The sequence below is a fragment of the Halomonas sp. 141 genome (assembly GCF_002810305.1).
Lineage (GTDB): Bacteria > Pseudomonadota > Gammaproteobacteria > Pseudomonadales > Halomonadaceae > Vreelandella > Vreelandella stevensii.
This window is the reverse complement of record NZ_PINZ01000001.1, coordinates 171,550-192,285: the sequence shown is the minus strand read 5'-3', so window position 1 is coordinate 192,285 and position 20,736 is coordinate 171,550. Positions and strand designations below refer to the sequence as shown.

General features: G+C 59.0%; 21 protein-coding genes. 2 read left to right on the top strand and 19 right to left on the bottom strand.

The window, feature by feature from the left end; all coding sequences use genetic code 11:
* Window positions 1-23: 23 nt before the first annotated feature.
* The 13 genes from CWI66_RS00970 to CWI66_RS00910 all read right to left on the bottom strand — a co-directional run bounded on the left by CWI66_RS00970 (window position 24) and on the right by CWI66_RS00910 (window position 10,810).
* The gene (locus CWI66_RS00970; protein WP_100730662.1) at window positions 24-785 is read right to left on the bottom strand and encodes a YciK family oxidoreductase; all 762 of its coding nucleotides are present in this window, start codon (window positions 783-785) and stop codon (window positions 24-26) included.
* A gap of 27 nt (window positions 786-812) precedes the next feature.
* Complete coding sequence (gene ybgF, locus CWI66_RS00965; protein WP_081135602.1) at window positions 813-1,619, bottom strand: tol-pal system protein YbgF; 807 nt, start codon at window positions 1,617-1,619, stop codon at window positions 813-815.
* A gap of 52 nt (window positions 1,620-1,671) precedes the next feature.
* Window positions 1,672-2,217 carry a peptidoglycan-associated lipoprotein Pal gene (gene pal / locus CWI66_RS00960; RefSeq protein WP_016913821.1) on the bottom strand — a complete coding sequence of 182 codons (546 nt, stop codon included), beginning with the start codon at window positions 2,215-2,217 and terminating at the stop codon, window positions 1,672-1,674.
* A 45-nt stretch (window positions 2,218-2,262) separates the two neighbouring features.
* Window positions 2,263-3,549 (bottom strand): Tol-Pal system beta propeller repeat protein TolB, encoded by a 1,287-nt coding sequence (tolB, locus tag CWI66_RS00955; RefSeq protein WP_100730661.1) that lies wholly within the window; start codon window positions 3,547-3,549, stop codon window positions 2,263-2,265.
* Window positions 3,549-4,595 (bottom strand): cell envelope integrity protein TolA, encoded by a 1,047-nt coding sequence (gene tolA, locus CWI66_RS00950; RefSeq protein ID WP_100730660.1) that lies wholly within the window; start codon window positions 4,593-4,595, stop codon window positions 3,549-3,551. Before tolA ends, tolB begins: the two co-directional genes overlap by 1 nt.
* A gap of 13 nt (window positions 4,596-4,608) precedes the next feature.
* Window positions 4,609-5,046 (bottom strand): protein TolR, encoded by a 438-nt coding sequence (gene tolR, locus CWI66_RS00945; protein ID WP_081135593.1) that lies wholly within the window; start codon window positions 5,044-5,046, stop codon window positions 4,609-4,611.
* Between the two features lie 11 nt (window positions 5,047-5,057).
* Window positions 5,058-5,738 (bottom strand): protein TolQ, encoded by a 681-nt coding sequence (gene tolQ / locus CWI66_RS00940; protein ID WP_232710681.1) that lies wholly within the window; start codon window positions 5,736-5,738, stop codon window positions 5,058-5,060.
* Between the two features lie 110 nt (window positions 5,739-5,848).
* Window positions 5,849-6,250, bottom strand: a complete 402-nt coding sequence (gene ybgC / locus CWI66_RS00935) for a tol-pal system-associated acyl-CoA thioesterase (RefSeq protein ID WP_100730658.1) — start codon at window positions 6,248-6,250, stop codon at window positions 5,849-5,851.
* Window positions 6,247-7,284, bottom strand: a complete 1,038-nt coding sequence (gene ruvB, locus CWI66_RS00930) for a Holliday junction branch migration DNA helicase RuvB (RefSeq protein WP_100730657.1) — start codon at window positions 7,282-7,284, stop codon at window positions 6,247-6,249. The genes ybgC and ruvB overlap by 4 nt, the downstream gene beginning before the upstream one ends.
* A 79-nt stretch (window positions 7,285-7,363) precedes the next feature.
* Window positions 7,364-7,969, bottom strand: coding sequence for a Holliday junction branch migration protein RuvA (gene ruvA / locus CWI66_RS00925; RefSeq protein ID WP_081135590.1), 606 nt, complete (start codon window positions 7,967-7,969; stop codon window positions 7,364-7,366).
* 69 nt (window positions 7,970-8,038) lie between these two features.
* The gene (gene ruvC / locus CWI66_RS00920; protein ID WP_100730656.1) at window positions 8,039-8,590 is read right to left on the bottom strand and encodes a crossover junction endodeoxyribonuclease RuvC; all 552 of its coding nucleotides are present in this window, start codon (window positions 8,588-8,590) and stop codon (window positions 8,039-8,041) included.
* 97 nt (window positions 8,591-8,687) lie between these two features.
* Window positions 8,688-10,469 (bottom strand): aspartate--tRNA ligase, encoded by a 1,782-nt coding sequence (gene aspS / locus CWI66_RS00915; protein WP_039177993.1) that lies wholly within the window; start codon window positions 10,467-10,469, stop codon window positions 8,688-8,690.
* A 65-nt stretch (window positions 10,470-10,534) separates the two neighbouring features.
* Window positions 10,535-10,810, bottom strand: a complete 276-nt coding sequence (locus tag CWI66_RS00910) for an FmdB family zinc ribbon protein (RefSeq protein ID WP_016913811.1) — start codon at window positions 10,808-10,810, stop codon at window positions 10,535-10,537.
* A 199-nt stretch (window positions 10,811-11,009) separates the two neighbouring features.
* Between CWI66_RS00910 and CWI66_RS00905 the strand changes: the two genes are divergently transcribed.
* Window positions 11,010-11,963 (top strand): D-2-hydroxyacid dehydrogenase, encoded by a 954-nt coding sequence (locus CWI66_RS00905; RefSeq protein WP_100730655.1) that lies wholly within the window; start codon window positions 11,010-11,012, stop codon window positions 11,961-11,963.
* Between the two features lie 12 nt (window positions 11,964-11,975).
* Here the strand turns inward: CWI66_RS00905 and yccX are convergent, their stop codons facing one another.
* Window positions 11,976-12,251, bottom strand: a complete 276-nt coding sequence (yccX, locus tag CWI66_RS00900) for an acylphosphatase (protein ID WP_016913809.1) — start codon at window positions 12,249-12,251, stop codon at window positions 11,976-11,978.
* A 16-nt stretch (window positions 12,252-12,267) separates the two neighbouring features.
* The gene (locus tag CWI66_RS00895; protein ID WP_016913808.1) at window positions 12,268-13,167 is read right to left on the bottom strand and encodes a YihY/virulence factor BrkB family protein; all 900 of its coding nucleotides are present in this window, start codon (window positions 13,165-13,167) and stop codon (window positions 12,268-12,270) included.
* A gap of 178 nt (window positions 13,168-13,345) precedes the next feature.
* On the opposite strand from CWI66_RS00895, the gene CWI66_RS00890 reads away from it, so the two are divergent.
* The gene (locus tag CWI66_RS00890) at window positions 13,346-14,440 is read left to right on the top strand and encodes a bifunctional nicotinamide-nucleotide adenylyltransferase/Nudix hydroxylase (protein WP_096923013.1); all 1,095 of its coding nucleotides are present in this window, start codon (window positions 13,346-13,348) and stop codon (window positions 14,438-14,440) included.
* On the opposite strand, the gene CWI66_RS00885 is transcribed toward CWI66_RS00890, so the two are convergent.
* From CWI66_RS00885 to uvrB, 4 genes are all read right to left on the bottom strand, one after another.
* Entirely contained in the window at window positions 14,437-15,354 is a 918-nt protein-coding gene (locus CWI66_RS00885; RefSeq protein ID WP_016913806.1) for a LysR substrate-binding domain-containing protein, read from the bottom strand. The two genes, CWI66_RS00890 and CWI66_RS00885, sit on opposite strands and share 4 nt — an antisense overlap.
* A 49-nt stretch (window positions 15,355-15,403) precedes the next feature.
* The gene (gene cls / locus CWI66_RS00880) at window positions 15,404-16,822 is read right to left on the bottom strand and encodes a cardiolipin synthase (RefSeq protein ID WP_100730654.1); all 1,419 of its coding nucleotides are present in this window, start codon (window positions 16,820-16,822) and stop codon (window positions 15,404-15,406) included.
* 144 nt (window positions 16,823-16,966) lie between these two features.
* Window positions 16,967-18,472: a fumarate hydratase gene (locus CWI66_RS00875; protein ID WP_100730653.1), complete on the bottom strand. Its 1,506-nt coding sequence runs from the start codon at window positions 18,470-18,472 to the stop codon at window positions 16,967-16,969.
* A 229-nt stretch (window positions 18,473-18,701) separates the two neighbouring features.
* The gene (gene uvrB / locus CWI66_RS00870; protein ID WP_100730652.1) at window positions 18,702-20,726 is read right to left on the bottom strand and encodes an excinuclease ABC subunit UvrB; all 2,025 of its coding nucleotides are present in this window, start codon (window positions 20,724-20,726) and stop codon (window positions 18,702-18,704) included.
* Between the last annotated feature and the right edge of the window lie 10 nt (window positions 20,727-20,736).

Sequence of the window (20,736 nt, the reverse complement as noted above, 5' to 3'; positions counted from 1 at the left end):
GTTTCCTATATCCTGCCGACGACTCAGCTGCGCGGCGGCTGGGCATCCAACTTCTGGCCGCTGACCCCTTTGCTGTCTGGGCCCATCAGCCATAGGTAGGTGGGCATGATCTCTTCTGGCGTGCGCAGCGTCAGCGGGTCTTCGCCAGGATAGGCCGAACGCCGCATCTGGGTTCGCGTGGCACCAGGATTGAGCGTATTCACCCGCACATGCGGCTGATTCTCGAGCTCGTCTGCCAGCACCTCCATGAACCCTTCGGTGGCAAACTTGGAGACCGAGTAGGCGCCCCAATAAGCACGACCTTTACGGCCGACGCTAGAGGAGGTAAAGATCACCGACGCATCATCAGACGCCTGTAGCAGCGGCAACAGCGCCTGCGTCATCCAGATGGGGCCGTTGATGTTCACCTGCATGACCTGTTCCCACAACTCGGGATTGTACTGGTCGAAGGGGGTGATACGGCCCAACAGCCCTGCATTGTGCAACAAGCCATCCAGCCGGCCGAACTCGTTGTTCAAAGTCTCGGCCATGTCGTGGAAGTCTTTTAACGTAGCGCCTTCGAAGTTCAACGGGAAAATGGCTGGCTGAGGACCGCCTTGAGCTTCGATTTCATCGTAAACGCGTTCCAGCTTGGCAATGGTACGACCAAGCAAAATCACGGTTGCCCCATGTTTGGCATACTCAAGCGCTGCAACGCGCCCTATGCCATCGCCCGCACCGGTTACCAACACGACGCGGTTTTCAAGCAAGCCAGGCGCTGGTTGATAGTCGATTTTGCAGTTCATGAGGATTCCTTGATCCAAGAAAGCCGATTAACCGGCTGATTGACGGAGAAAATCATTGGCAAGGCCAGCAGCACTGCTTTGCGGGTAGTCGTCACGCACTTGCTCCAACAGCTCACGACTGCGTGCCGCTTCCCCTTTGCGCGCCTTGACCAGTCCCAGCTTGTAAAGCGCATCAGGCACTTTGGAGCTGCCACTGTATTGCTCGATGACACGTGTAAAGGCCTGATCTGCCGCGTCCAACTCACCTTCCGCCGCGTACAACTCGCCCAACCAGTAATGGCCATTGGCGGTCAGGCTGCTGTCAGGATGATCGGCCACGAACGCTTCGAAAGCCGCAATGGCATCGCCGAACTGGCGCGCCTGCACGTGAGCAAAGGCAGCCTGGTAATCGGCCTGAGCGTCGTCACTGACATTGCGAGTCGATGGGGCCTGGGCCACCTGCTCGGCAACTTCCGGTTCGACCTGAGGCGTGGACTGCTCGATCTGGCTGGGGCCGCTGCTCATCAGGCGGTCTTCGATATCCAGGTACTGCTGCTGAGACTGTCTACGCAGCTGTTCCAACTGGTGGCGCAGCTCTTCGATCTGGCCTCGCAACTGCTGGATTTCCTGCTGGTGCTCTTGCACCTGATTGAACAGCACCAGATTGCCACCCGACGCCTCCTGACGCTGCGTCTGCTGGTAGAAACCCGAGGAACCGGAAGAGAGGTCTTGCACCAGCGGCTGTTGGGCAACGGCTGAAGCAGAGAGCAGGGATAAGGGCAATACGGACAGCGGGAGCACCAGGGCTCCCGCACCGCACAGCCTCTCAAAATAGCGTTTGAGACTGTGATTCATTGATAGCTCCGAAGGGCCATTGGCGTGCCTGATAACAGGCACGCCAACGCTATCAGTAGTTGAAGACTACGCGACGGTTCTGAGAGTAAGCACTTTCGCTCTGACCGCTTACCGCCGGACGCTCTTCACCGTAGCTGACAACGCTCATCTGTGAAGGAGAAACGCCCTGAATGTTCAGGAAGCGCTGCACGGCTCCGGCACGACGCTCGCCGAGGGCCATGTTGTATTCACGCGTACCGCGCTCGTCGGTATGACCATGCAGAACGACGCGCGCGTTCGGGTTGGCACGCAGGTAGCGAGCGTGGGCCATGACGACCGACTCGTACTCGCTCTTGATGGTATCGCGGTCGAAGTCGAAATAGATGGTACGCACTTCAGGAATACGCGAGTCAGCTTGCTGGCCAGCACCCGCACCCGAGCCAGTAGTAGAGCCATACTGACCACCCGCACCTGCACCCGAGGTACCCGTGCCCACGCTGCTGCCAGTCTGGCTGCCGTAAGCGTCTCCGTCCTGGGATCCGCCGGTGCTGGAACAGCCAGCGATAACCACGATAGATAACGCTACTGCCAATGAGCGAGCCAACGGCTTAAGTTGCATAATCAGACTCCTTGCCTGAAAACAGAGATTAGTGCTGTTCATTCATTAATTTAAGAAAGGTGACCATGCAGGGTCACGTACTTCGCCTTGCGCTGCTGGCAGCCTGAACGATGAACGGCCATCGGCTGACACGGCACTGAGCACTCCCGCACCACCCTGCTGGGTAGCGAAGATTACCATGGTACCGTTCGGTGCAACACTAGGAGATTCATCTCTTGTTGATTCGCTCAACACCACTAAGCGACCACCCCCAAGATCCTGCTTGGCAACCTGATATCCCCGGCTCGAACGATGGATGAAGAAGATCTCTTCACCGTCGGGAGAGAAGCGGGCACGGGCATTATAGTTACCTGTGAACGTAATGCGATTAGTTTCGCCACTACCCAGCGAATATTGATAAATCTGCGGCCCACCGCTGCGGTCAGAAGTAAAAATCAGGCTGCGGCCATCGGGTGACCATGCGGGCTCGGTATCGATACTGTTGCTTTGAGTGACACGCTCAACGGAGCGGTTGGCCACATCCAGAATGTAGATTTCCGGTTGACCATCCTTGGAGAGCGACATGGCAATGCGACGACCATCAGGTGACCAGGTTGGCGCGCCATTGATCCCGTCGAACGACGTCGCCTGGACACGTTGGCCGGTGGCCACGTCCTGAATGTAAATGGCCGCCTTGCCAGATTCGAAGGAGACATACGCCAACTTGCGGCCATCCGGGGACCATGCCGGCGACATGATCGGCTGGTCAGATGTCAACACTTGCTGGCTTCTGCGGCCATCGGCATCGGCCACGTACAGGCCGAACTGCATGTTATCACCCACGCCCTGCGCCGTTACGTAGGCAATACGCGTGGAGAATGCACCACGAATATCGGTGATCGCTTCGAAGATCTCATCGCTGATATAGTGCGCCGCCCCACGCAGATCATTACTGTTGGCGGTGACGGTTTCGCGAAGAATTGACCGCTGACCGCTGATATCCATCAGGTCGAACTGCAGCTCATAGCCGCTGCCCGATTGGCGCACTCGGCCTACCACCAGATAGCGAACATCCAGTGAACGCCAGGTACCGAACTGAACGTCGCTGGCCTGGCTGGGGCGCTCGAACATGGCACCACGGTCCAGCGGTGAAAAGAAGCCGCTGCGCTCGAGGTTGTCCTGAATGATCTGAGCCACGTCCTCGGGCAAGCCTTCACCACCCTCGAACGGAACCACACCAATGGGCAGCGCACGGTCACTGCCACGGGTTATTTCAATGGTCAGGTTTGCGCTTGCCACACTGCTGATCAATAGCAGTACGCAAAAAAGCCACACTTTGCTCAACGTTTGCATCAGCGAACATCCCCCGGGGTAAATCGCAGATTAAATTGACGTAAATTGCGCTGCTGATCCGCTGGCAAGTCGCGTAACTCGCCAAACGGTGCTGCATGTTCGACCGCCTGCATCGCCGACCGGTCAAAGGCACTGTCGCCACTTGAAGTGACCACCGATGTGGCTAGCAGTTCGCCCGATGGTCCAAGCCTTACCTGTATGGTAGCACTCATCGAGTTACTTGCTCCCGGCGGAATGACCCAGGCCTGCTCAACGGCTCGCCGCACGATATTAATAAAGCTGTTTGCCGCCTGCTGGGCCTGCTGAGCATTGGCGGCCGCCTCAGCCTCACCCGCCAACTGGCGCTGCATGGCCGCTTCTGCCGCTTCGGCAGCACGACGCTCCTCGGCTTCCCGTTGGCGCCGGGCCTCCGCCTCGGCTTCCCGCTGACGTTGAGCCTCTGCTTCAGCCTCCCGCTGGCGTTGGGCTTCTGCTTCGGCCTCCCGCTGGCGTTGGGCTTCTGCTTCAGCCTCCCGCTGGCGCTGGCGCTGGGCTTCTGCTTCTCGCTGCGCTTCCGCCTCGGCTTGGCGTTGAGCTTCTGCTTCTTCTCGGGCGCGCTGCTCAGCGGCCTGCTCTTCTGCTGCCCGCTGAGCTTCCTGTTCGCGTCGTTGGGCCTCTGCCTCCGCCTCCGCCTGGGCCTCGGCCAGCTCACGGGCCTGCTGCTCCGCACGGGCCGCCGCTTCCGCTTCTCGCTGTGCCGCCGCCGCAGCCTCTGCTTCCGCCGCCTGTTCTGCCTGGCTTGGCGACTCAGGCGCGGGTTCGCTCTCGGCAGGCTCGGCCGCACTGTTCAGCGCGGCCTGCTGCTCGGTGATTTGCTGCGCCTGATCGGTGAAGGTTTCCGTACTGACAAAAGTGGCCTGCACGATCGATGAGGAGTCGGGCTCTGCAGGCGTGCTGGGTAGCCGAATCAGCGTGAACGCAATCACGACGAGATGCACACCAATCGCCAGGAGCGTCGGCAATGTATAGCCGACATCCTGGGGGTCGCGTGGTGGTTTCACTGCCATCGGTGACTCGCCCTTAGCCATCTTGCGGCGGCTCTGAGAGCAGCCCAACGTTCGCTACACCAGAGCGTTGTAGGGTGCTCATCAACATGACGACTTGGCCATAAGGCACGCTACGGTCGCCGCGAACCATGACAGGTGTGCCGGGCCTACGCTGGAGAATGGCAATGACGCGTTCGGAAATCTGCTCCAGAGAGACATTGCTGGTGTCTTCACCCAGGGTAATGAAATAGCCGCCGTCACGATCCACCGAAATAATGATCGGATCACTATCTTCCTGAGTTTCAATAGGCTCCGAGGAGACCTGCGGCAAATCCACCTGCACCCCTTGCGTCAACATGGGGGCCGTGATCATGAAAATGACCAGCAGCACCAGCATGACGTCGATGAAGGGGACGACGTTGATCTCCCCCATGGGCTTTTTCTTGCCGCCGCGATTAAACGAACCTTGCATAACGAACTCCTTTAGCGGGCATCGGGCTTGCCGTCGCGACCTTGCAAGTTGCGATGCAGGATCGCATGGAATTCTTCAGCAAAATTTTCGTACTTGCCCAACAGGCGAGCGGCTTCGTTGGAAAGGCGGTTATAGAAGATAACGGCAGGAATCGCTGCCAGAAGGCCCATGGCGGTGGCGATCAGGGCTTCGGCAATCCAGGGCGCCACGGTGGCCAGGGTGGCTTGCTGGGTCATGGAAAGCGACTGGAACGAGCCCATGATGCCCCACACCGTACCAAACAGGCCGACGTAAGGGCTGACCGATGCCACAGTGGCCAGAAAAACCAGGTGCTGGGTAAGGCGGTCTTCTTCCCGCGACCAGGCAACGCGCATGCTGCGCTGGACGCCTTCGAGGATCGTGTCCGCGTTACGCGTCCTGGACATCAGGCGGTTGAATTCACGAAAGCCGGATTGAAAGATGTGCTCTGCGCCGTGACGTGGATCATCGGCGGGGATCTCACGGTACAGCTCATTGAGGTCGACACCCGACCAGAATGACTCTTCGAATTGATTGTACTCCTGCTTGGCACGACGCAATGCCATGCTGCGCTGGAAAATCACCACCCAAGAGAGGATCGACCCCACCACCAGCAGTAACATGACGAGCTGCACGACGGTGCTGGCACTCATTATCAAGTGGGGTATGGACATGGTGTTATCGTTCACAGTTGCCCTCTTCAATCTATTAGTGTCGCCATGGCGACAGGGTAGCGGTGGTCATTTCACCGGGTTTAGCATTACGAGATATCGCTGCCTGCGGACTAATGAGCCGACACAGAAAGATCGAGCGATACTGGCCACGCTTTGGGCCGTAAGGTATCAGCACTCAAGCAGGCTATCTCGACTGTGGCGGAGCACAAGAGTTCCTTGTCTCGCCACACCTGCTGCTCGAATGTCATTCGACAGCGGCCTTGATTGGCCATGGTGGCCGTTACGGTCAGCGCATCATCGAGACGTGCTGGCTTGGCATAGCGGCAGGCAATGCGGTATACCACTAGCTGCGTCCCTTCGTCTAGCAGCATTTGCTGATTCAAGCCCAATTCTCTCAACCATTCACTGCGGGCGCGTTCCATAAACTTCAGATAGTTAACGTAGTAGACAATACCGCCCGCGTCAGTATCTTCGATATAAACGCGCACCGGCATGGCAAAACCATCGCTCATGGTCGCCGCTCCCCTTCTGCACTCATGGCGCTGTCGGGCACCACCCGCTCGAAGTGTTGCCACGCCTGGCGCGTCACGACCCGCCCCCGTGGTGTACGCATCATCAGGCCCTGCTGAATCAGATAAGGCTCGATAACGTCCTCGATGGTATCCCGCTCCTCGCCAATCGCGGCGGAGAGGGAGTCGACCCCGACCGGCCCACCGTCGAACTTGTCGATCATGGCCAGCAGCAAGCGACGATCCATATGGTCCAGGCCATGATGGTCGACGTTGAGCATGTTCAGGGCCGCATCGGCGAGCGTTACATCGACCACCCCGTTGCCCTTGATCTCGGCATAGTCACGTACGCGACGCAGCAGGCGATTGGCAATGCGAGGCGTTCCCCGCGAGCGGCGGGCAACCTCCACCGCACCTTCTCGACTGGTTTCCACGCCTAGCAGGCGTGCCGAACGAGCGACGATTTCCGTTAGCTCTTCAAGATTGTAGAACTCGAGACGCTGGACGATACCGAAGCGATCGCGCAGCGGCGAGGTCAGCAACCCTGCTCGCGTGGTCGCCCCCACCAGCGTAAAGCGCGGCAGGTCGAGCTTGATGGAGCGCGCCGCAGGCCCTTCACCAATCATGATGTCGAGCTGAAAGTCTTCCATGGCGGGATAGAGGACCTCTTCCACCACGGGGGATAGGCGGTGTATCTCATCGATGAACAGAACGTCACCCGGTTCCAGGTTGGTCAGCATCGCCGCCAGATCCCCGGCCCGCTCGAGCACCGGGCCAGAGGTCGACTTCAGCCCAACGCCCATTTCAGTAGCAATGATATTGGCCAGCGTCGTTTTGCCCAGGCCTGGTGGGCCAAACACCAAAGTGTGGTCGAGGCTCTCTTCCCGCAATCTGGCCGCGCCAATAAAGATTTCCAACTGCTCACGGACTCGGGACTGGCCAATGTAGTCCTGCAGGCGCTTGGGCCGAATGGCGTGATCGATGCGCACTTCCCCATGCTCCGGTTCAGCGGCAATCAATCGGTCATGTTCTAGCATGGCAACTCTTCTACTGGGTCTGATCAACGCCGGCGCTCAACGACATCCGGCACGCTGCTGATTACCACATGGAGCCTGTTTAGCCGCTCATGCGCTGAGTCAACGCCGCCTTGATCAACGCTTCGGTGGATTGATTGGGATCTACATCGGCCAGCATTTTAGCGGCTTCCGTCAGCTTGTAACCAAGGCTGACCAGCGCTGCTTCGGCATCGGCCAGGCTGTCGCGCGGGGCTGGGCGACCGCTGGTCGCTTCCAGGGCCAGCGGGGCATGGCGCTGTTCCCAATCGGGAAAGCGATCGCGCATTTCGATGATCAGCCGTTCGGCCGTCTTCTTGCCCACGCCCGGCAAACGGGTCAGTGCTTTACTGTCATCGTCGCGCACGCAGCGCATGAAGGCGTCTTCATCCATGCCCGATAGAATCGCCAGCGCCAGTTTGGGGCCTACCCCGCTGACCTTGATCAAGGCGCGAAACAGCGCACGCTCATGCTCACGGCCAAAGCCATACAGCAAATGAGCATCGTCGCGAATGCTCAAGTGCGTGTATAACGAAACGTTTTCGCCAGGTGCAGGCAGCGCCACCAGCGTGTTCATGGAGGCTTCCAGTTCGTAGCCTACGCCATGGACATCCACCACGATCCAGGGCGGATGCTTTTCGACCAATAAACCAGTTAACCGACCAATCATAGGAGTGCTCGCGGGTAGTGAAAACGGTAAGCCACTATAAAGCGACTCTGTACAGATGACCAGTAACGACTACAGCCGCCAACGCCCCGTGGAGCGACGCTTGCCCTGTTTGGCCGCGGCGGGCACTCGACCACTTCCGGTGAAGGCGTGGGTCAAGGCAACGGCCAACGCATCGGCCGCATCGGCTTGAGGCGTGGCAGCCAACTGCAGCAACGTCGTCACCATGTGCTGCACCTGTGTTTTCTCGGCCCCGCCATGCCCCGTGACGGCCTGCTTGATATGCCGAGCCGCATACTCGGAAATACTCAGCCCATGGTTGGCCAGGCATACCAGCGCGGCGCCTCGGGCTTGCCCCAGCTTTAGCGCCGAATCGACATTTTTGGCCATGAACACACGCTCTACCGCCACCGCTTCAGGCCGATACAGGCCGATCACCTCACTCAGTCCCGCATAGATTTGCGCCAAGCGCTGCTCCAGCGCCCCATCAGAGGTACGGATACAGCCGCTGGCCACATAGCGAGGCTTCATGCCTTTCAGATCAATGATGCCGTAGCCGGTAATCCGTGACCCAGGGTCGATACCCATGATCCGCACGGCTGCTGCGGACTGATTTCCTTCCATGCACTGACTCCTGGTAACGCATGACCCTAGCGTGACACATAACAAAACACCGACGCAGAGCGTCGGTGTTGGCTACCTCTGGCAGGCGACAGAGCGTTTACTCGCCTGTGGTCTCCGCCTTGGCCTTTTGGCGCAGGCGAATGCTCAGCTCCTTGAGCTGCTCTGGGCTGACTTCGCCGGGGGCATCGGTCATCAAGCAGCCCGCGCTTTGCGTTTTCGGGAAGGCGATGACTTCACGGATGGTTTTGGCACCGACCATCAGCATGACCAGGCGGTCCAGGCCGAAGGCCAAACCACCATGGGGCGGCGCCCCGTACTGCAAGGCATCCAGCAGGAAGCCAAACTTCTCCTGCGCTTCCTCCTGGCCAATCCCCAGAATGTCGAACACGGTGCTCTGCATGGACTGATCGTGGATACGAATGGAGCCACCGCCCAGCTCGGTACCGTTCAGCACCATGTCGTAAGCACGCGATAGCGCGGCGGCCGGGTTGGCCTTGAGCTCTTCCGGTGTGCAGGAAGGTGCCGTGAAGGGGTGGTGCAGCGGGCTCAGGCGGCCTTGATCATCGGCTTCGAACATCGGGAAATCGACCACCCAGAGCGGCGCCCAGGGCTGGGTATACATGGCCAGATCAGCGCCCAGCTTGACACGCAGTGCGCCGATGGCTTCGTTGACGATGCGCGTTTTGTCGGCACCGAAGAAAATGATGTCGCCATCTTCGGCACCCACGCGATCGAGCAGTTCCTCGACGACGTTCTCCATGAACTTGACGATGGGCGACTGCAGGCCCTCCAGCCCCTTGGCGCGCTCGTTGACCTTGATCCAGGCCAGCCCCTTGGCGCCGTAGATACCAACGAATTTGGTGTATTCATCGATCTCTTTGCGCGACAGCTTGGCGCCACCCGGCACACGTAAGGCAGCTACACGGCCATCTTCCGCGCTGGCAGGGCCAGAGAATACCTTGAAATCCACCTGCTGCATCAGGTCATCGACATCCGTCAGCTCCAACGGAATACGCAGGTCCGGTTTGTCGGAGCCGAAGCGATCCATGGCTTCCTGCCAAGTCATGCGCGGGAACTCAGGCAGCTCGACATCCAGCACTTCCTGGAACAGCTGGCGGATCATGGCTTCGGTAATGCCCATGATATCGTTTTCCTCGACGAACGAGGCCTCGATATCGATCTGGGTAAACTCTGGCTGACGGTCGGCACGCAGGTCTTCGTCACGGAAGCACTTGGCAATCTGGTAGTAGCGGTCAAAGCCCGCCACCATCAGCAGCTGCTTGAACAGCTGCGGCGACTGCGGCAGCGCAAAAAAGCTACCCGCATGGGTACGGCTCGGCACCAGGTAATCACGTGCACCCTCCGGCGTTGCCCGGGTCAGGATGGGCGTTTCGATGTCCAGAAACCCTTGGCCTTCGAGGAAGGCACGAACGCTGTGTGAAATACGCGAGCGCAGACGCAGCTTCTCGATCATGTCCGGACGGCGCAGGTCGATGTAACGATGCTTCAAACGCACCTCTTCACCCACCTTGCCGTGCTCGTCCAGCTGGAAAGGCGGTGTGAGGGCGGTGTTGAGCACCTCGACTTCCTTGGCCAGCACTTCGATCATGCCCGTCGGCATGTTGGGATTCTGGGTGCCTTCGGGACGCAGGCGAACACGCCCGGTAATACGCAGAACATATTCACTGCGCGCACGGTCGGCATTAGCAAACGCCTCGGCGGTATCGGGGTCGACGACGAACTGCGCAATCCCATCGCGGTCGCGCATGTCGAGAAAGATAACCCCACCGTGATCACGACGGCGATGTACCCAACCGCAGACGGTGACCGTTTGATCCACCAATGTTTCGTTCAGCTGGCCGCAATAATGGCTGCGCATGTCTCTTCCTGTTCTGTTGCGTGACTATGTAAGGGGTCGCCAACTACCTCGGCTGACCGCCGCGGCTAAGCCGCGGCGCCTTTGCTGGGGGATGGCGTACTGGTGTCGCTGGACGAGGAGCCAGCCGAGCCACCGCCAGCAGCAAGGTTCTTTTTGCTACCGGTTTTGAAATCGGTTTCGTACCAGCCGCCACCGGCCAGACGAAAGCCTGCCGCAGACACCAGCCGTTCGAGGTCATCCTGCTGGCAAGCGGGGCATTGAGTCAGCGGATCAGCGCTGACCTTCTGTAGTTTTTCCATGCGATGGCCGCAGGCCTTGCACTCGTACTCATAGATAGGCATGTTGAGGGCTCCTGAAAAGCACAACGTCAACAGACTGATATTTACAGAAAAGTGGCGAACGACTAGGCCGCCGAGCTGACAATATGTGGCCTGCTGGGATAAATTCCAAGACTGCGGTTGATAGCGCGAACATTATACCCTTTTGTGCCCCCTGCCGGGCAAGACCAAGCGCCACTTGGCAGCCAATGGAGAAAACAACATGCCTCATGCGGTAATGCTGGATGCAGAAAGCCTGGGCCCCCATATCGACCTGACGCCGATTCGTGAGGCCGTCGATCACCTGGAAACCTATCAACAAAGCACCCCGGAGCAGGCCCGCGAGCGCCTGAAAAACGCGGATATCGCCATCGTCAACAAGGTCACACTGGACGCCGACACGTTGTCGCAGTTGCCTTCGCTACGGCTGATCTGCGTCCTGGCCACGGGATTGAACAATATCGATCTTGACGCAGCCAAGGCGCATGGCATCGTCGTCAAGAACGTCTCCGCCTACGGCACGGCCAGTGTCTCTCAGCACACGCTGATGCTGATGCTGTCGCTGGCCAATCGCCTGCCGCGCTATCAGGCAGATATCGCCGCAGGAACTTGGCAGAAAAGTGATTTCTTCTGCCTTCAGAACCACCCGACGCTGCAGTTGGCTGGCAAGCAACTGGTCATGGTAGGCAGTGGCGAACTGGGCTCGGAAGTCGCTCGTCTGGCCGAGGCCTTCGGCATGCAGGTGACCTTCGCCGCGCGGCCTGGCAACGAAGCCGCCGATAAGCGCCCGGCTCTGGACGACCTGCTGCCCCACGCCGATGTCATTAGCCTGCACTGCCCTCTGAACGACGCTACACGACACTTGATCAATCAAGCGCGTTTGGCCAAGGCCAAGCCTTCACTGCTGCTGGTCAACTGCGCGCGCGGCGGCATCATCGACGAAGAGGCCGCTCTGGAGGCGCTGCGCAAAGGAGCGCTGGGCGGGCTGGCCGTTGACGTGCTGCCCGCTGAACCACCCCGCCAGGGGCATGCGTTGCTGGATGCCCTGGCAGCAGGAGAGCCGCTCAACTTGATCGTTACGCCGCACAACGCCTGGATCACCCCCGAAGCGCGCCAGAACATCGTCTTGCTGACCGCAAAAAACATCACTGACTGGCAGGCAGAGCAGACCGCATGACGCGGTGACACGCTAAAACGTCGCAAAATGGCCGGGAGCGTGATATTGGGCCAGGGTTTCCAACGATACATGCGACACCCTGGCCCCAGAAGGCCCCTGCCACAGCCACTCACTCAGCTCGGCGACGGCGTCCGCCGAGCCACACAGGATGACTTCCACGCGGCCGTCGGGCAGATTTTTCGCATACCCGGTGACCCCGCGCTGTAGCGCCTGCTCCTGGGTAGCACGGCGGTACCCGACTCCTTGAACCTTCCCTGACACTATCGCACGCAAACAGCACTGTGACATGACAGCCTCCTGTTCATCAAAGCAGTTCCTGGCGTACCAATACGGCGCTGTTGCGGGGCACCAGTGGGCGCCCCCGGCGCAGCAGCAGCGAACGGGTAAACGACGCACCGAACAACAGTATCAATGAACTGTAGTACACCCACAGCAGGATCATCACCACCGATCCCGCGGCACCATAGGTAGATGCGGTGGCCGTATAGGCCAGATAGATGGCGATCAGGCTACGGCCTATCGTAAACAGAATCGCCGTTACCAGCGCGCCGATCAGCACGTCCTGCCAGCGTAACACCACATCGGGCAGCACTTTAAAGATAGTGGCAAACAGCAAGGTCACCATGGCCAGCGAAATGAGCGACTCGGCAGTGGTAGTGACGATGGTCGCGATGGGCAGCAGGTCACTGGTGGCGTGCAGCATGCTGCGCAGGAAAACGCCCAGCACCAGAGAAACGAGCAGAATGAAGCCAATCGACAATACGACGGTCAGCGACAGCAGGCGCGTCTTGATGAAAATGAAGGCGCTGTTGCTGGTAGGCTTGGCCGTGACGCCCCAGATGGTGTTGAGCGAAAACTGCATCTGAGCAAAGACCGTGGTGGCACCCACCAGCAGTGCAACCACCCCTAAAACAGTAGGCAGCAGCCCGGACTCTTCGATACGCGACTGGGCAACCGCCTGTTCCACCGCCTGGGCCGCTTCGGCCCCTAACGTGCCTTGAAGCTGCGCCACGATTTGCCCTTGAGCAGCATCTTCCCCCAGCACCACCCCGATCACGGTGACCGCAATAATGATCGTCGGAGCCAGCGAAAAAAGCGTATAGAACGCCAGCGAACCAGCGTAGCTGAAGGCATTACGCTCCAACCATAGCGAGACTGCATCTTGTACCACGTTCCACCAGAAAACGAGCGTGCGCTTCAGCATAGTTATTCCCTTTAAAACCATTCCCAGCGTCCTTTTTTATAACGCCACTATTGCTATCAGTAGGTAAGCATACCGAATGAAACCGTTGAGCGCAGGGTTTGGTGCATTGCACAGCGTTAGCGCTCTGACCATAATGGCCTCGCTTGACGACCAACTGATCAGCGAACAAGGACACCCCATGACATTGGATGCGGCCCCCACGACATCGACCCACGAATTCGACTGCCTGGTATTCATCGGTCGTTTTCAGCCGCCGCACCTGGGCCATTTGGCCATCATCCGCGAAGCCCTCAAACAGGCACGTCAGGTCATCGTCATGGTCGGCTCTTCGTGGCAAGCGCGCTCCTTGCGTAACCCTTGGCACTTCAATGAGCGTCAGGCCATGATCCGCTCGGCGTTCGACGAGGCCGAGAACCGCCGCCTGGAAATTACCCCACTGCTGGACGCTCTTTATAATGACGATGTCTGGGTACGGGATGTACAGCGCAAAGTGCGTGACCTGGCCACTCCAGCCAACGTGCGCCTGCCACGTATCGGCCTGATCGGAGCCAGTCGAGGCCAATCCAGCTACTATCTTTCGCTGTTTCCTCAGTGGGAGTCGGTTAGCGTTCCGCTGGTGGAGGGAATTTCAGCAAGTCAGATTCGTGAGCGTCTATTTCGCTCACCGGACGCCACCGGCGACTATCTAAGCACCGGAGCGTTTCACGACCTCCCCCCCGGAGTGGTCAAAAGCGTGGGGCAGTTCTGCAAGGGCGACGCCTATCATCAACTGCTGGAGGAGCAGCACTTGCTGGACCAGTATCGCCAGGCATGGGCCAAGGCTCCCTACCCGCCCATTTTCGTCACGGTGAATGCCGTAGTGGTACAATCCGGCCATGTGTTGTTGGTCAAGCGTACCGCCGCCCCGGGCAAGGGGCTGTTTGCCCTGCCCGGCGGCTTCATCAATCCCCACGAACGCCTGCTGGATGCCTGCCTGCGCGAGCTGCGCGAACGCCTGCGGCTCAAGGTGCCGGAGCCGGTGCTGAAAGGATCGCTACGCGGCCAGCGTCTGTTCGATGAGCCCCATCGCAGCTGGCGCGGGCGCACGCTGGCCGAAGCCTTCTACTTTGCGCTGACTCCCGACCAACAGCTACCTCGCTTGAAGCCGGTCAAAGGCGGCGAGCATGCCCGATGGGTGGCGCTGGCCGACCTGGAGCCAGAAAGTCTGTTTGAGGATCACTTCTTTATCATTCAAAACTTTCTAGGGCTACCGGCCAACCTGGGCGGCGTTTAGCCCTGCAGAAAATCGCGCGGCAGCTTCATCATTTGCCGCCAGAGGCGCTCTACCCCGGGCTTGTGCACCAGCGAGCAACGATACAAACGGATTTCCAGAGGAATATCCCACCCCTCATCTCCTGCCCGAACCAGCCGGCCGCTCTTCAACTCTTCACGAATGCAGAAGTCGGGAATCCAGGCCACGCCGACCCCTTGCAAGACCATGCCCTTCAGGCCCTCGGCCATGGCGGTTTCGTACACGGTGCGTAGCTTCATGCGTAGCGGATCGTTCTTCAGCAGCATGCGCACACTGCGACCAAGGAAAGCACCCTGCGTATAGGCCAGGTAGGGAATCGACTGATCACGCTGCAGCGAGAACAGCGGCTTGCCCTGCTCATCCGGGAGTGACACCGGCAACATCTTGACCTTGCCAATCGAAAACGAGGGGAACACTTCGGCGTCCAGCTGCATGGTGGCAAACGGGTCATAGTAAGCCAACATGAGGTCACAGTTGCCCTCCCGCAGAACATGGATGGCCTCTCCCACGTTCATGGCCACCAACCGCGTCGGCAGTTCGCCCAGCCCCTTCTGCAGCCGAGATATCCAGGGCGGATAAAAGCTCAGTGCCAGGGAGTGGGCAGCCACGATATCCAGCGCTTCATTGGCAATGGAGAGGCCACGCAAATGGCTGAGTGATTCATTGAGTTGCTCCACCAGGTTGCGCGCAGTGACCAAAAAAAGCTGCCCTTCCGAGGTGAGCCCGACAGGTGTCGTCGAACGGTCCACCAGGGTGACGCCCACCGCTTGTTCCAGCGCCCTGATACGACGACTAAAGGCAGGTTGGGTCACATGACGCTGTCTGGCAGATGCAGAGAAACTGCGCGTATTGGCCAGGGCCACAAAATCCTCTAACCATTTTGTTTCAAGATTCACCCAACACTCCCTTTGTTTATTGGCTTTGTGATTGCGGCTGGCCCAGTCGCTACTGAACGGGTGACATCAGGTACGCAGCGCGGGATACGACTTTTTTCCACATCGGGCGCTGGCTGACTTCATCGAGGGTGACGCGTCGACACTGAGCAAAATCGGCTTCCAGCATCTCGGCCACCTGTCGGGTAAAATCAGCGCTGGGTATGAAGGCGGTAATCTCGAAATTCAATCTGAACGAGCGATTATCCAGATTGACCGTACCGACGGCAGATGAGCTGTTGTCGATAAGCATGACTTTTTGGTGTAGAAAGCCAGGTTGATAACGGTATATTTTCACACCTGCCTTGAGCATGTCGGGCAAGAACGAGAATGCCGACAGGAAGACCAGCAAGTGATCCGGCCGCTCCGGGATCATCACACGCACATCTACACCGCGCATGGCCGCCAATCTCAATGAATCCTGAACGCTCTGGTCCGGCACGAAATACGGGCTGGTGACCCAGAAACGTTCGTTGGCACTGTGAATCAGCTGCTGCACCAGCAGTCCTGCCGTGTCCTGCTTGTCCGCAGGCCCCGACGGCACGATAACCACTTGTTGGTCATGCCCCGCGGCGGGTGCCGCGTGCCAGTTCAGCGTAATCACTTCCCCTGTGGCCCAGTGCCAATCTTCCCAGAACGCCTCCTGGAGGCCGAGAACGCTAGGACCGTGCAGTAACAGATGAGTATCACGCCAAGGGCCATGCTTCTTGCTCTGCCCCAGATACTCTGTGCCGACATTGAAGCCGCCTACCCACCCCTGCTCCCCATCCACCACGGCAATCTTGCGGTGGTTGCGGAAGTTGAGCTGGAAGCGATGTTTGATGCCACGCGACGATCGAAACGGGGTCACTTCGACACCTGCCTGCTTCAGCTCTTTGAAATAACCGTCTCGCAGTTTGCGGCTGCCAATTTCATCGTAGAGAAAATAGACACGCACACCACGTTTTGCCGCGCTCACGAGATGCTGCTGCAGCTCACGTCCCAGTGCGTCATCCCTCACGATAAAGAATTGCAGCAACAGATAGTGCCGAGCCTGGGCGATGCCTTCGAACAAGCTGTCGAACGTTGCTTGCCCATCGATCAGCAGCTGTGGGTGATTACCTCGGGTCAGCGGCATCATCGCCAGCTGCTCCACGGCCTTGATATCGGTATTGGTGGACTCGACCACGTGAGGCTTGATGTTGTGGCGATAGCGCACCAAGACTCTGCGCAGCACCGTATCTCTTGCACCGCGTGCGGTCACATAGCCATAGAAGCGGGGGCGTCCAAAAAACCAGTAGGCGGGTAAAGCGATATAGGGAAAGGTCAGCAGTGAAATGATCCACGCGACGGCACCCTGGGGTGTCCGACTGGACATCAACGCCATTACTGCCGAGACCATCCCCAGAACGTGGATCATCATGATCCCTGTGCCTAGCAGCCATGAGGCCATTAACGCTTCCTCGTCATCGTCGGAACACCTACGGTTTACTGCGCCTGAATTTTTTCAACTTTTCCATCGTGACTATGCGGAAAAGCCCCGCCTGGGACGGGGCTTCCGATCACTCACCCGGTCACCCGGGTTGCCTATCGACCATCAGGCCTTTTGAGCAATGATCTCTTTCCATTTGGCAGGCCCCGTCTGATGCACTGACGTGCCCTGGCTATCGACGGCGACCGTGACCGGCATGTCTTCTACCTCGAACTCATAGATGGCTTCCATTCCAAGGTCCTCGAAGCCTACTACACGAGACTGCTTGATGGCCTGGGCCACCAGATAGGCAGAGCCCCCGACCGCCATCAGGTAAACGGCCTGGTTGTCGCGAATCGCGTCGATGGCCGCCTGGCCACGCTCAGCCTTGCCCACCATCCCCAGCAGCCCGGTCTCTTCCAGCATGGTACGGGTGAACTTGTCCATACGAGTGGCGGTCGTTGGCCCAGCTGGCCCAACGACTTCATCACCTACCGGATCTACTGGCCCAACGTAGTAGATGAAGCGACCTTTCATGTCTACCGGCAGCGGCTCACCTTTGGAGATCATGTCGACCATACGCTTGTGCGCCGCATCACGGCCGGTCAGCAGTTTTCCGTTGAGCAGCAGCGTGTCGCCTGGCTGCCAGGTGCTGACCTCTTCAGGAGTGACCGTATCGAGATTCACGCGCTTGACGTTATCACCCGCTTCACGAGTGATTTCCGGCCAATCTTCCAGCTTGGGAGCTGGCAACGAGACGGCACCGGAACCATCCAGAGTGAAGTGCGCATGACGCGTCGCCGCACAGTTGGGAATGATGGCCACCGGCTTGTTGGCCGCATGGGTGGGATAATCCTTGACCTTGATATCCAGCACCGTGGTCAAGCCGCCCAGGCCCTGGGCACCGATACCACTCTTGTTGATCTTGTCGAACAGCTCCAGACGCAGCTCTTCTGCCCGGTTGCTGGGGCCACGTGCCTGAAGGTCCTGGATGTCGATCGGATCGAGGAGCGCTTCCTTGGCGATTTCCATAGCCTTTTCGGCGGTTCCACCAATCCCGATACCGAGCATGCCGGGCGGGCACCAGCCAGCACCCATCTTGGGCAACTGTTCCATGACCCAATCCACCACGCTGTCGGAAGGGTTGAGCATGGCAAACTTCGATTTTGCCTCGCTACCGCCGCCCTTCGCTGCCACGTGAATCTCGACCTTGTCGCCAGGCACGATCTTGTGATGGATGATGGCGGGCGTATTGTCCTTGGTGTTTTGGCGCTTGCCATCCGGGTCCGCCAGGACCGATGCACGCAGAACGTTATCGGGCAACTGGTAGGCCCGGCGTACGCCTTCGTTGATCATGTCATCCAGGCTGAGATCCGCGTCCCAGGTCACGTTCATGCCGACATGCACGAATACCGTCACGATGCCGGTATCCTGGCAGATGGGGCGATGGCCCGTGGCGCACATCCGTGAGTTGATCAGGATCTGAGCAATGGCATCCTTGGCCGCCGGATTCTCTTCGCGCTCATAAGCGGCTGCCATGGCATCGATGAAATCCTTGGGATGATAGTAAGAGATGTACTGCAGAGCATCGGCAACGCTTTGAATCACGTCGTCCTGGCGAATCACGGTCATGGATGAACAGCTCCTCGGTTATCGTGCTGAGCGCGACCTTCTCGGTCGTCTAAGTGTGCGGGAAGTATACCGTATTGAAACAGCCACGGCAGCCAATACAGGCCCACGCTACTGCTCCGAGCGTAAGGCTTTGGTCTGACGAATCATCAACAGATATGATAACGGTATAACTAAGCTGCTTCTCGATACGATCCGCGGCACGCCGGATTTCAGGGCCTTCAGGCATCGCCTACCCCAGCGCCAGCTGCTGTTCTTTCATGCGGTGCACCTGATCACGCAATCTCGCCGCCTCTTCGAACTCCAGGTTCTGGGCGGCCTCGAACATGGCGTCTTCCAGCTTGCTGATGGCCGCCAGCAGGTCTTGCCGACTCATGGACGCCACGTCATAGCTACCCTCAGGCTCGGCCACCTTGCGCTCGTTGCCACGACGACGGGAGCTCTTCTTGCCGGGCGTTTGGGCGGCTTCGAGAATGTCGGCCACCGAACGCGTCACGGTGGTCGGCGTGATGCCATGCTCTTCGTTATGGGCCATCTGCTTGGCGCGGCGGCGCTCGGTTTCGTCGATGGCCTTGCGCATCGAGTCGGTAATCCGGTCACCGTAGAGAATCGCTTTACCATTGGCGTTACGCGCCGCGCGGCCAATAGTCTGAATCAACGAACGCTCGGCACGCAGGAAGCCCTCCTTGTCCGCGTCCAGAATGGCGACCAGCGACACTTCTGGAATATCCAGCCCTTCGCGCAACAGGTTGATCCCCACCAGCACATCGAACTTGCCCAGCCGTAGATCGCGGATGATTTCCACCCGCTCGACAGTGTCGATATCGGAGTGCAGGTAGCGCACCCGAATATCGTGTTCGTCGAGATAGTCGGTCAAATCCTCGGCCATACGCTTGGTCAGCGTGGTCACCAGCACGCGCTCGCCCACTGCGGTGCGCAAGCCGATTTCGGACAGCAGATCGTCGACCTGGGTGCTGGCAGGGCGCACTTCGATTTGCGGATCGAGCAGCCCCGTGGGGCGCACCACCTGCTCGACCACCTGACCGGCATGCTCTGCCTCATAAGGCCCCGGGGTAGCCGAGACGAAAATCGTTTGCGGCGAAATCGACTCCCACTCTTCGAACTTCATCGGCCGGTTGTCCAGCGCGGAAGGCAGGCGGAAGCCATACTCCACCAGCGTCTCCTTGCGGGAGCGGTCACCTTTGTACATGCCACCCACCTGGGGCACGCTGACGTGAGACTCATCGATGAAGAGCAGCGCATCGTCCGGCAGGTAATCGAAAAATGTCGGCGGCGGCTCGCCAGGGGCACGTCCAGACAGGTAGCGCGAGTAGTTTTCAATGCCGTTGCAGTAGCCCAGCTCCAGCATCATTTCGATGTCATAGAGGGTGCGTTGCTCCAGGCGCTGGGCTTCCACCAGCCGCTCATGCTTTCTCAGCCACTCGAGCCGCTCTTTCAACTCTCCCTTGATGGCATCGATGGCCTCCAGGATGGTTTCCCTGGGGGTGACATAGTGCGACTTCGGGTAGATCGTCATGCGCGGTACCTGGCCACGTATATCCCCCGTCAGCGGGTCAAACAGGCGAATGGAGTCGATCTCATCGTCGAAGAGTTCGACACGCACGGCCTCTTCATCGGCATCCGCCGGAAAGATATCGATCACATCGCCTCGCACACGGTAGGTACCGCGACGAAAGTCCATGTCGTTGCGCGTGTACTGCAGCTCCGCCAATCGGCGCAGGAAGGCACGCTGATCGATCAGCTCGCCGCGGGTAAAGTGCAGGCGCATTTTCAGATACTGGTCCGGGTCACCCAGACCATAGATCGCCGATACCGACACGACGATCAAGGCGTCACGCCTTTCCAGTAGCGCCTTGGTGGCAGACAGCCGCATCTGCTCGATGTGATCATTGATCGAGGCATCTTTTTCAATGAACGTGTCCGAGGAAGGCACGTACGCTTCCGGCTGATAGTAGTCGTAGTAGGAGACGAAATATTCGACGGCGTTGTCGGGAAAGAACGACTTGAATTCGCCGTACAGCTGAGCCGCCAGCGTCTTGTTGGGCGCCATGACGATGGTCGGCCGCTGTAGTTGCTGCACCACCTTGGCCATGGTGAAGGTCTTGCCGGAGCCGGTCACGCCCAGCAGCGTCTGGTGGGCCAGGCCCGACTCCAGGCCGTTTACCAGGCTGCGGATCGCGGTGGGCTGATCGCCCGCAGGCTTGAATTTTGACTGCAGACGAAATTCCTTGCTCATCATGGCTCCT

What these genes read in the sequence shown, in the direction of transcription:
- CWI66_RS00970 (WP_100730662.1), bottom strand. Translation starts at nt 785, where the DNA reads ATGAACTGCAAAATCGACTATCAACCAGCGCCTGGCTTGCTTGAAAAC.
- ybgF (WP_081135602.1), bottom strand. Translation starts at nt 1,619, where the DNA reads ATGAATCACAGTCTCAAACGCTATTTTGAGAGGCTGTGCGGTGCGGGA.
- pal (WP_016913821.1), bottom strand. Translation starts at nt 2,217, where the DNA reads ATGCAACTTAAGCCGTTGGCTCGCTCATTGGCAGTAGCGTTATCTATC.
- tolB (WP_100730661.1), bottom strand. Translation starts at nt 3,549, where the DNA reads ATGCAAACGTTGAGCAAAGTGTGGCTTTTTTGCGTACTGCTATTGATC.
- tolA (WP_100730660.1), bottom strand. Translation starts at nt 4,595, where the DNA reads ATGGCAGTGAAACCACCACGCGACCCCCAGGATGTCGGCTATACATTG.
- tolR (WP_081135593.1), bottom strand. Translation starts at nt 5,046, where the DNA reads ATGCAAGGTTCGTTTAATCGCGGCGGCAAGAAAAAGCCCATGGGGGAG.
- tolQ (WP_232710681.1), bottom strand. Translation starts at nt 5,738, where the DNA reads ATGTCCATACCCCACTTGATAATGAGTGCCAGCACCGTCGTGCAGCTC.
- ybgC (WP_100730658.1), bottom strand. Translation starts at nt 6,250, where the DNA reads ATGAGCGATGGTTTTGCCATGCCGGTGCGCGTTTATATCGAAGATACT.
- ruvB (WP_100730657.1), bottom strand. Translation starts at nt 7,284, where the DNA reads ATGCTAGAACATGACCGATTGATTGCCGCTGAACCGGAGCATGGGGAA.
- ruvA (WP_081135590.1), bottom strand. Translation starts at nt 7,969, where the DNA reads ATGATTGGTCGGTTAACTGGTTTATTGGTCGAAAAGCATCCGCCCTGG.
- ruvC (WP_100730656.1), bottom strand. Translation starts at nt 8,590, where the DNA reads ATGGAAGGAAATCAGTCCGCAGCAGCCGTGCGGATCATGGGTATCGAC.
- aspS (WP_039177993.1), bottom strand. Translation starts at nt 10,469, where the DNA reads ATGCGCAGCCATTATTGCGGCCAGCTGAACGAAACATTGGTGGATCAA.
- CWI66_RS00910 (WP_016913811.1), bottom strand. Translation starts at nt 10,810, where the DNA reads ATGCCTATCTATGAGTACGAGTGCAAGGCCTGCGGCCATCGCATGGAA.
- CWI66_RS00905 (WP_100730655.1), top strand. Translation starts at nt 11,010, where the DNA reads ATGCCTCATGCGGTAATGCTGGATGCAGAAAGCCTGGGCCCCCATATC.
- yccX (WP_016913809.1), bottom strand. Translation starts at nt 12,251, where the DNA reads ATGTCACAGTGCTGTTTGCGTGCGATAGTGTCAGGGAAGGTTCAAGGA.
- CWI66_RS00895 (WP_016913808.1), bottom strand. Translation starts at nt 13,167, where the DNA reads ATGCTGAAGCGCACGCTCGTTTTCTGGTGGAACGTGGTACAAGATGCA.
- CWI66_RS00890 (WP_096923013.1), top strand. Translation starts at nt 13,346, where the DNA reads ATGACATTGGATGCGGCCCCCACGACATCGACCCACGAATTCGACTGC.
- cls (WP_100730654.1), bottom strand. Translation starts at nt 16,822, where the DNA reads ATGGCCTCATGGCTGCTAGGCACAGGGATCATGATGATCCACGTTCTG.
- CWI66_RS00875 (WP_100730653.1), bottom strand. Translation starts at nt 18,472, where the DNA reads ATGACCGTGATTCGCCAGGACGACGTGATTCAAAGCGTTGCCGATGCT.
- uvrB (WP_100730652.1), bottom strand. Translation starts at nt 20,726, where the DNA reads ATGAGCAAGGAATTTCGTCTGCAGTCAAAATTCAAGCCTGCGGGCGAT.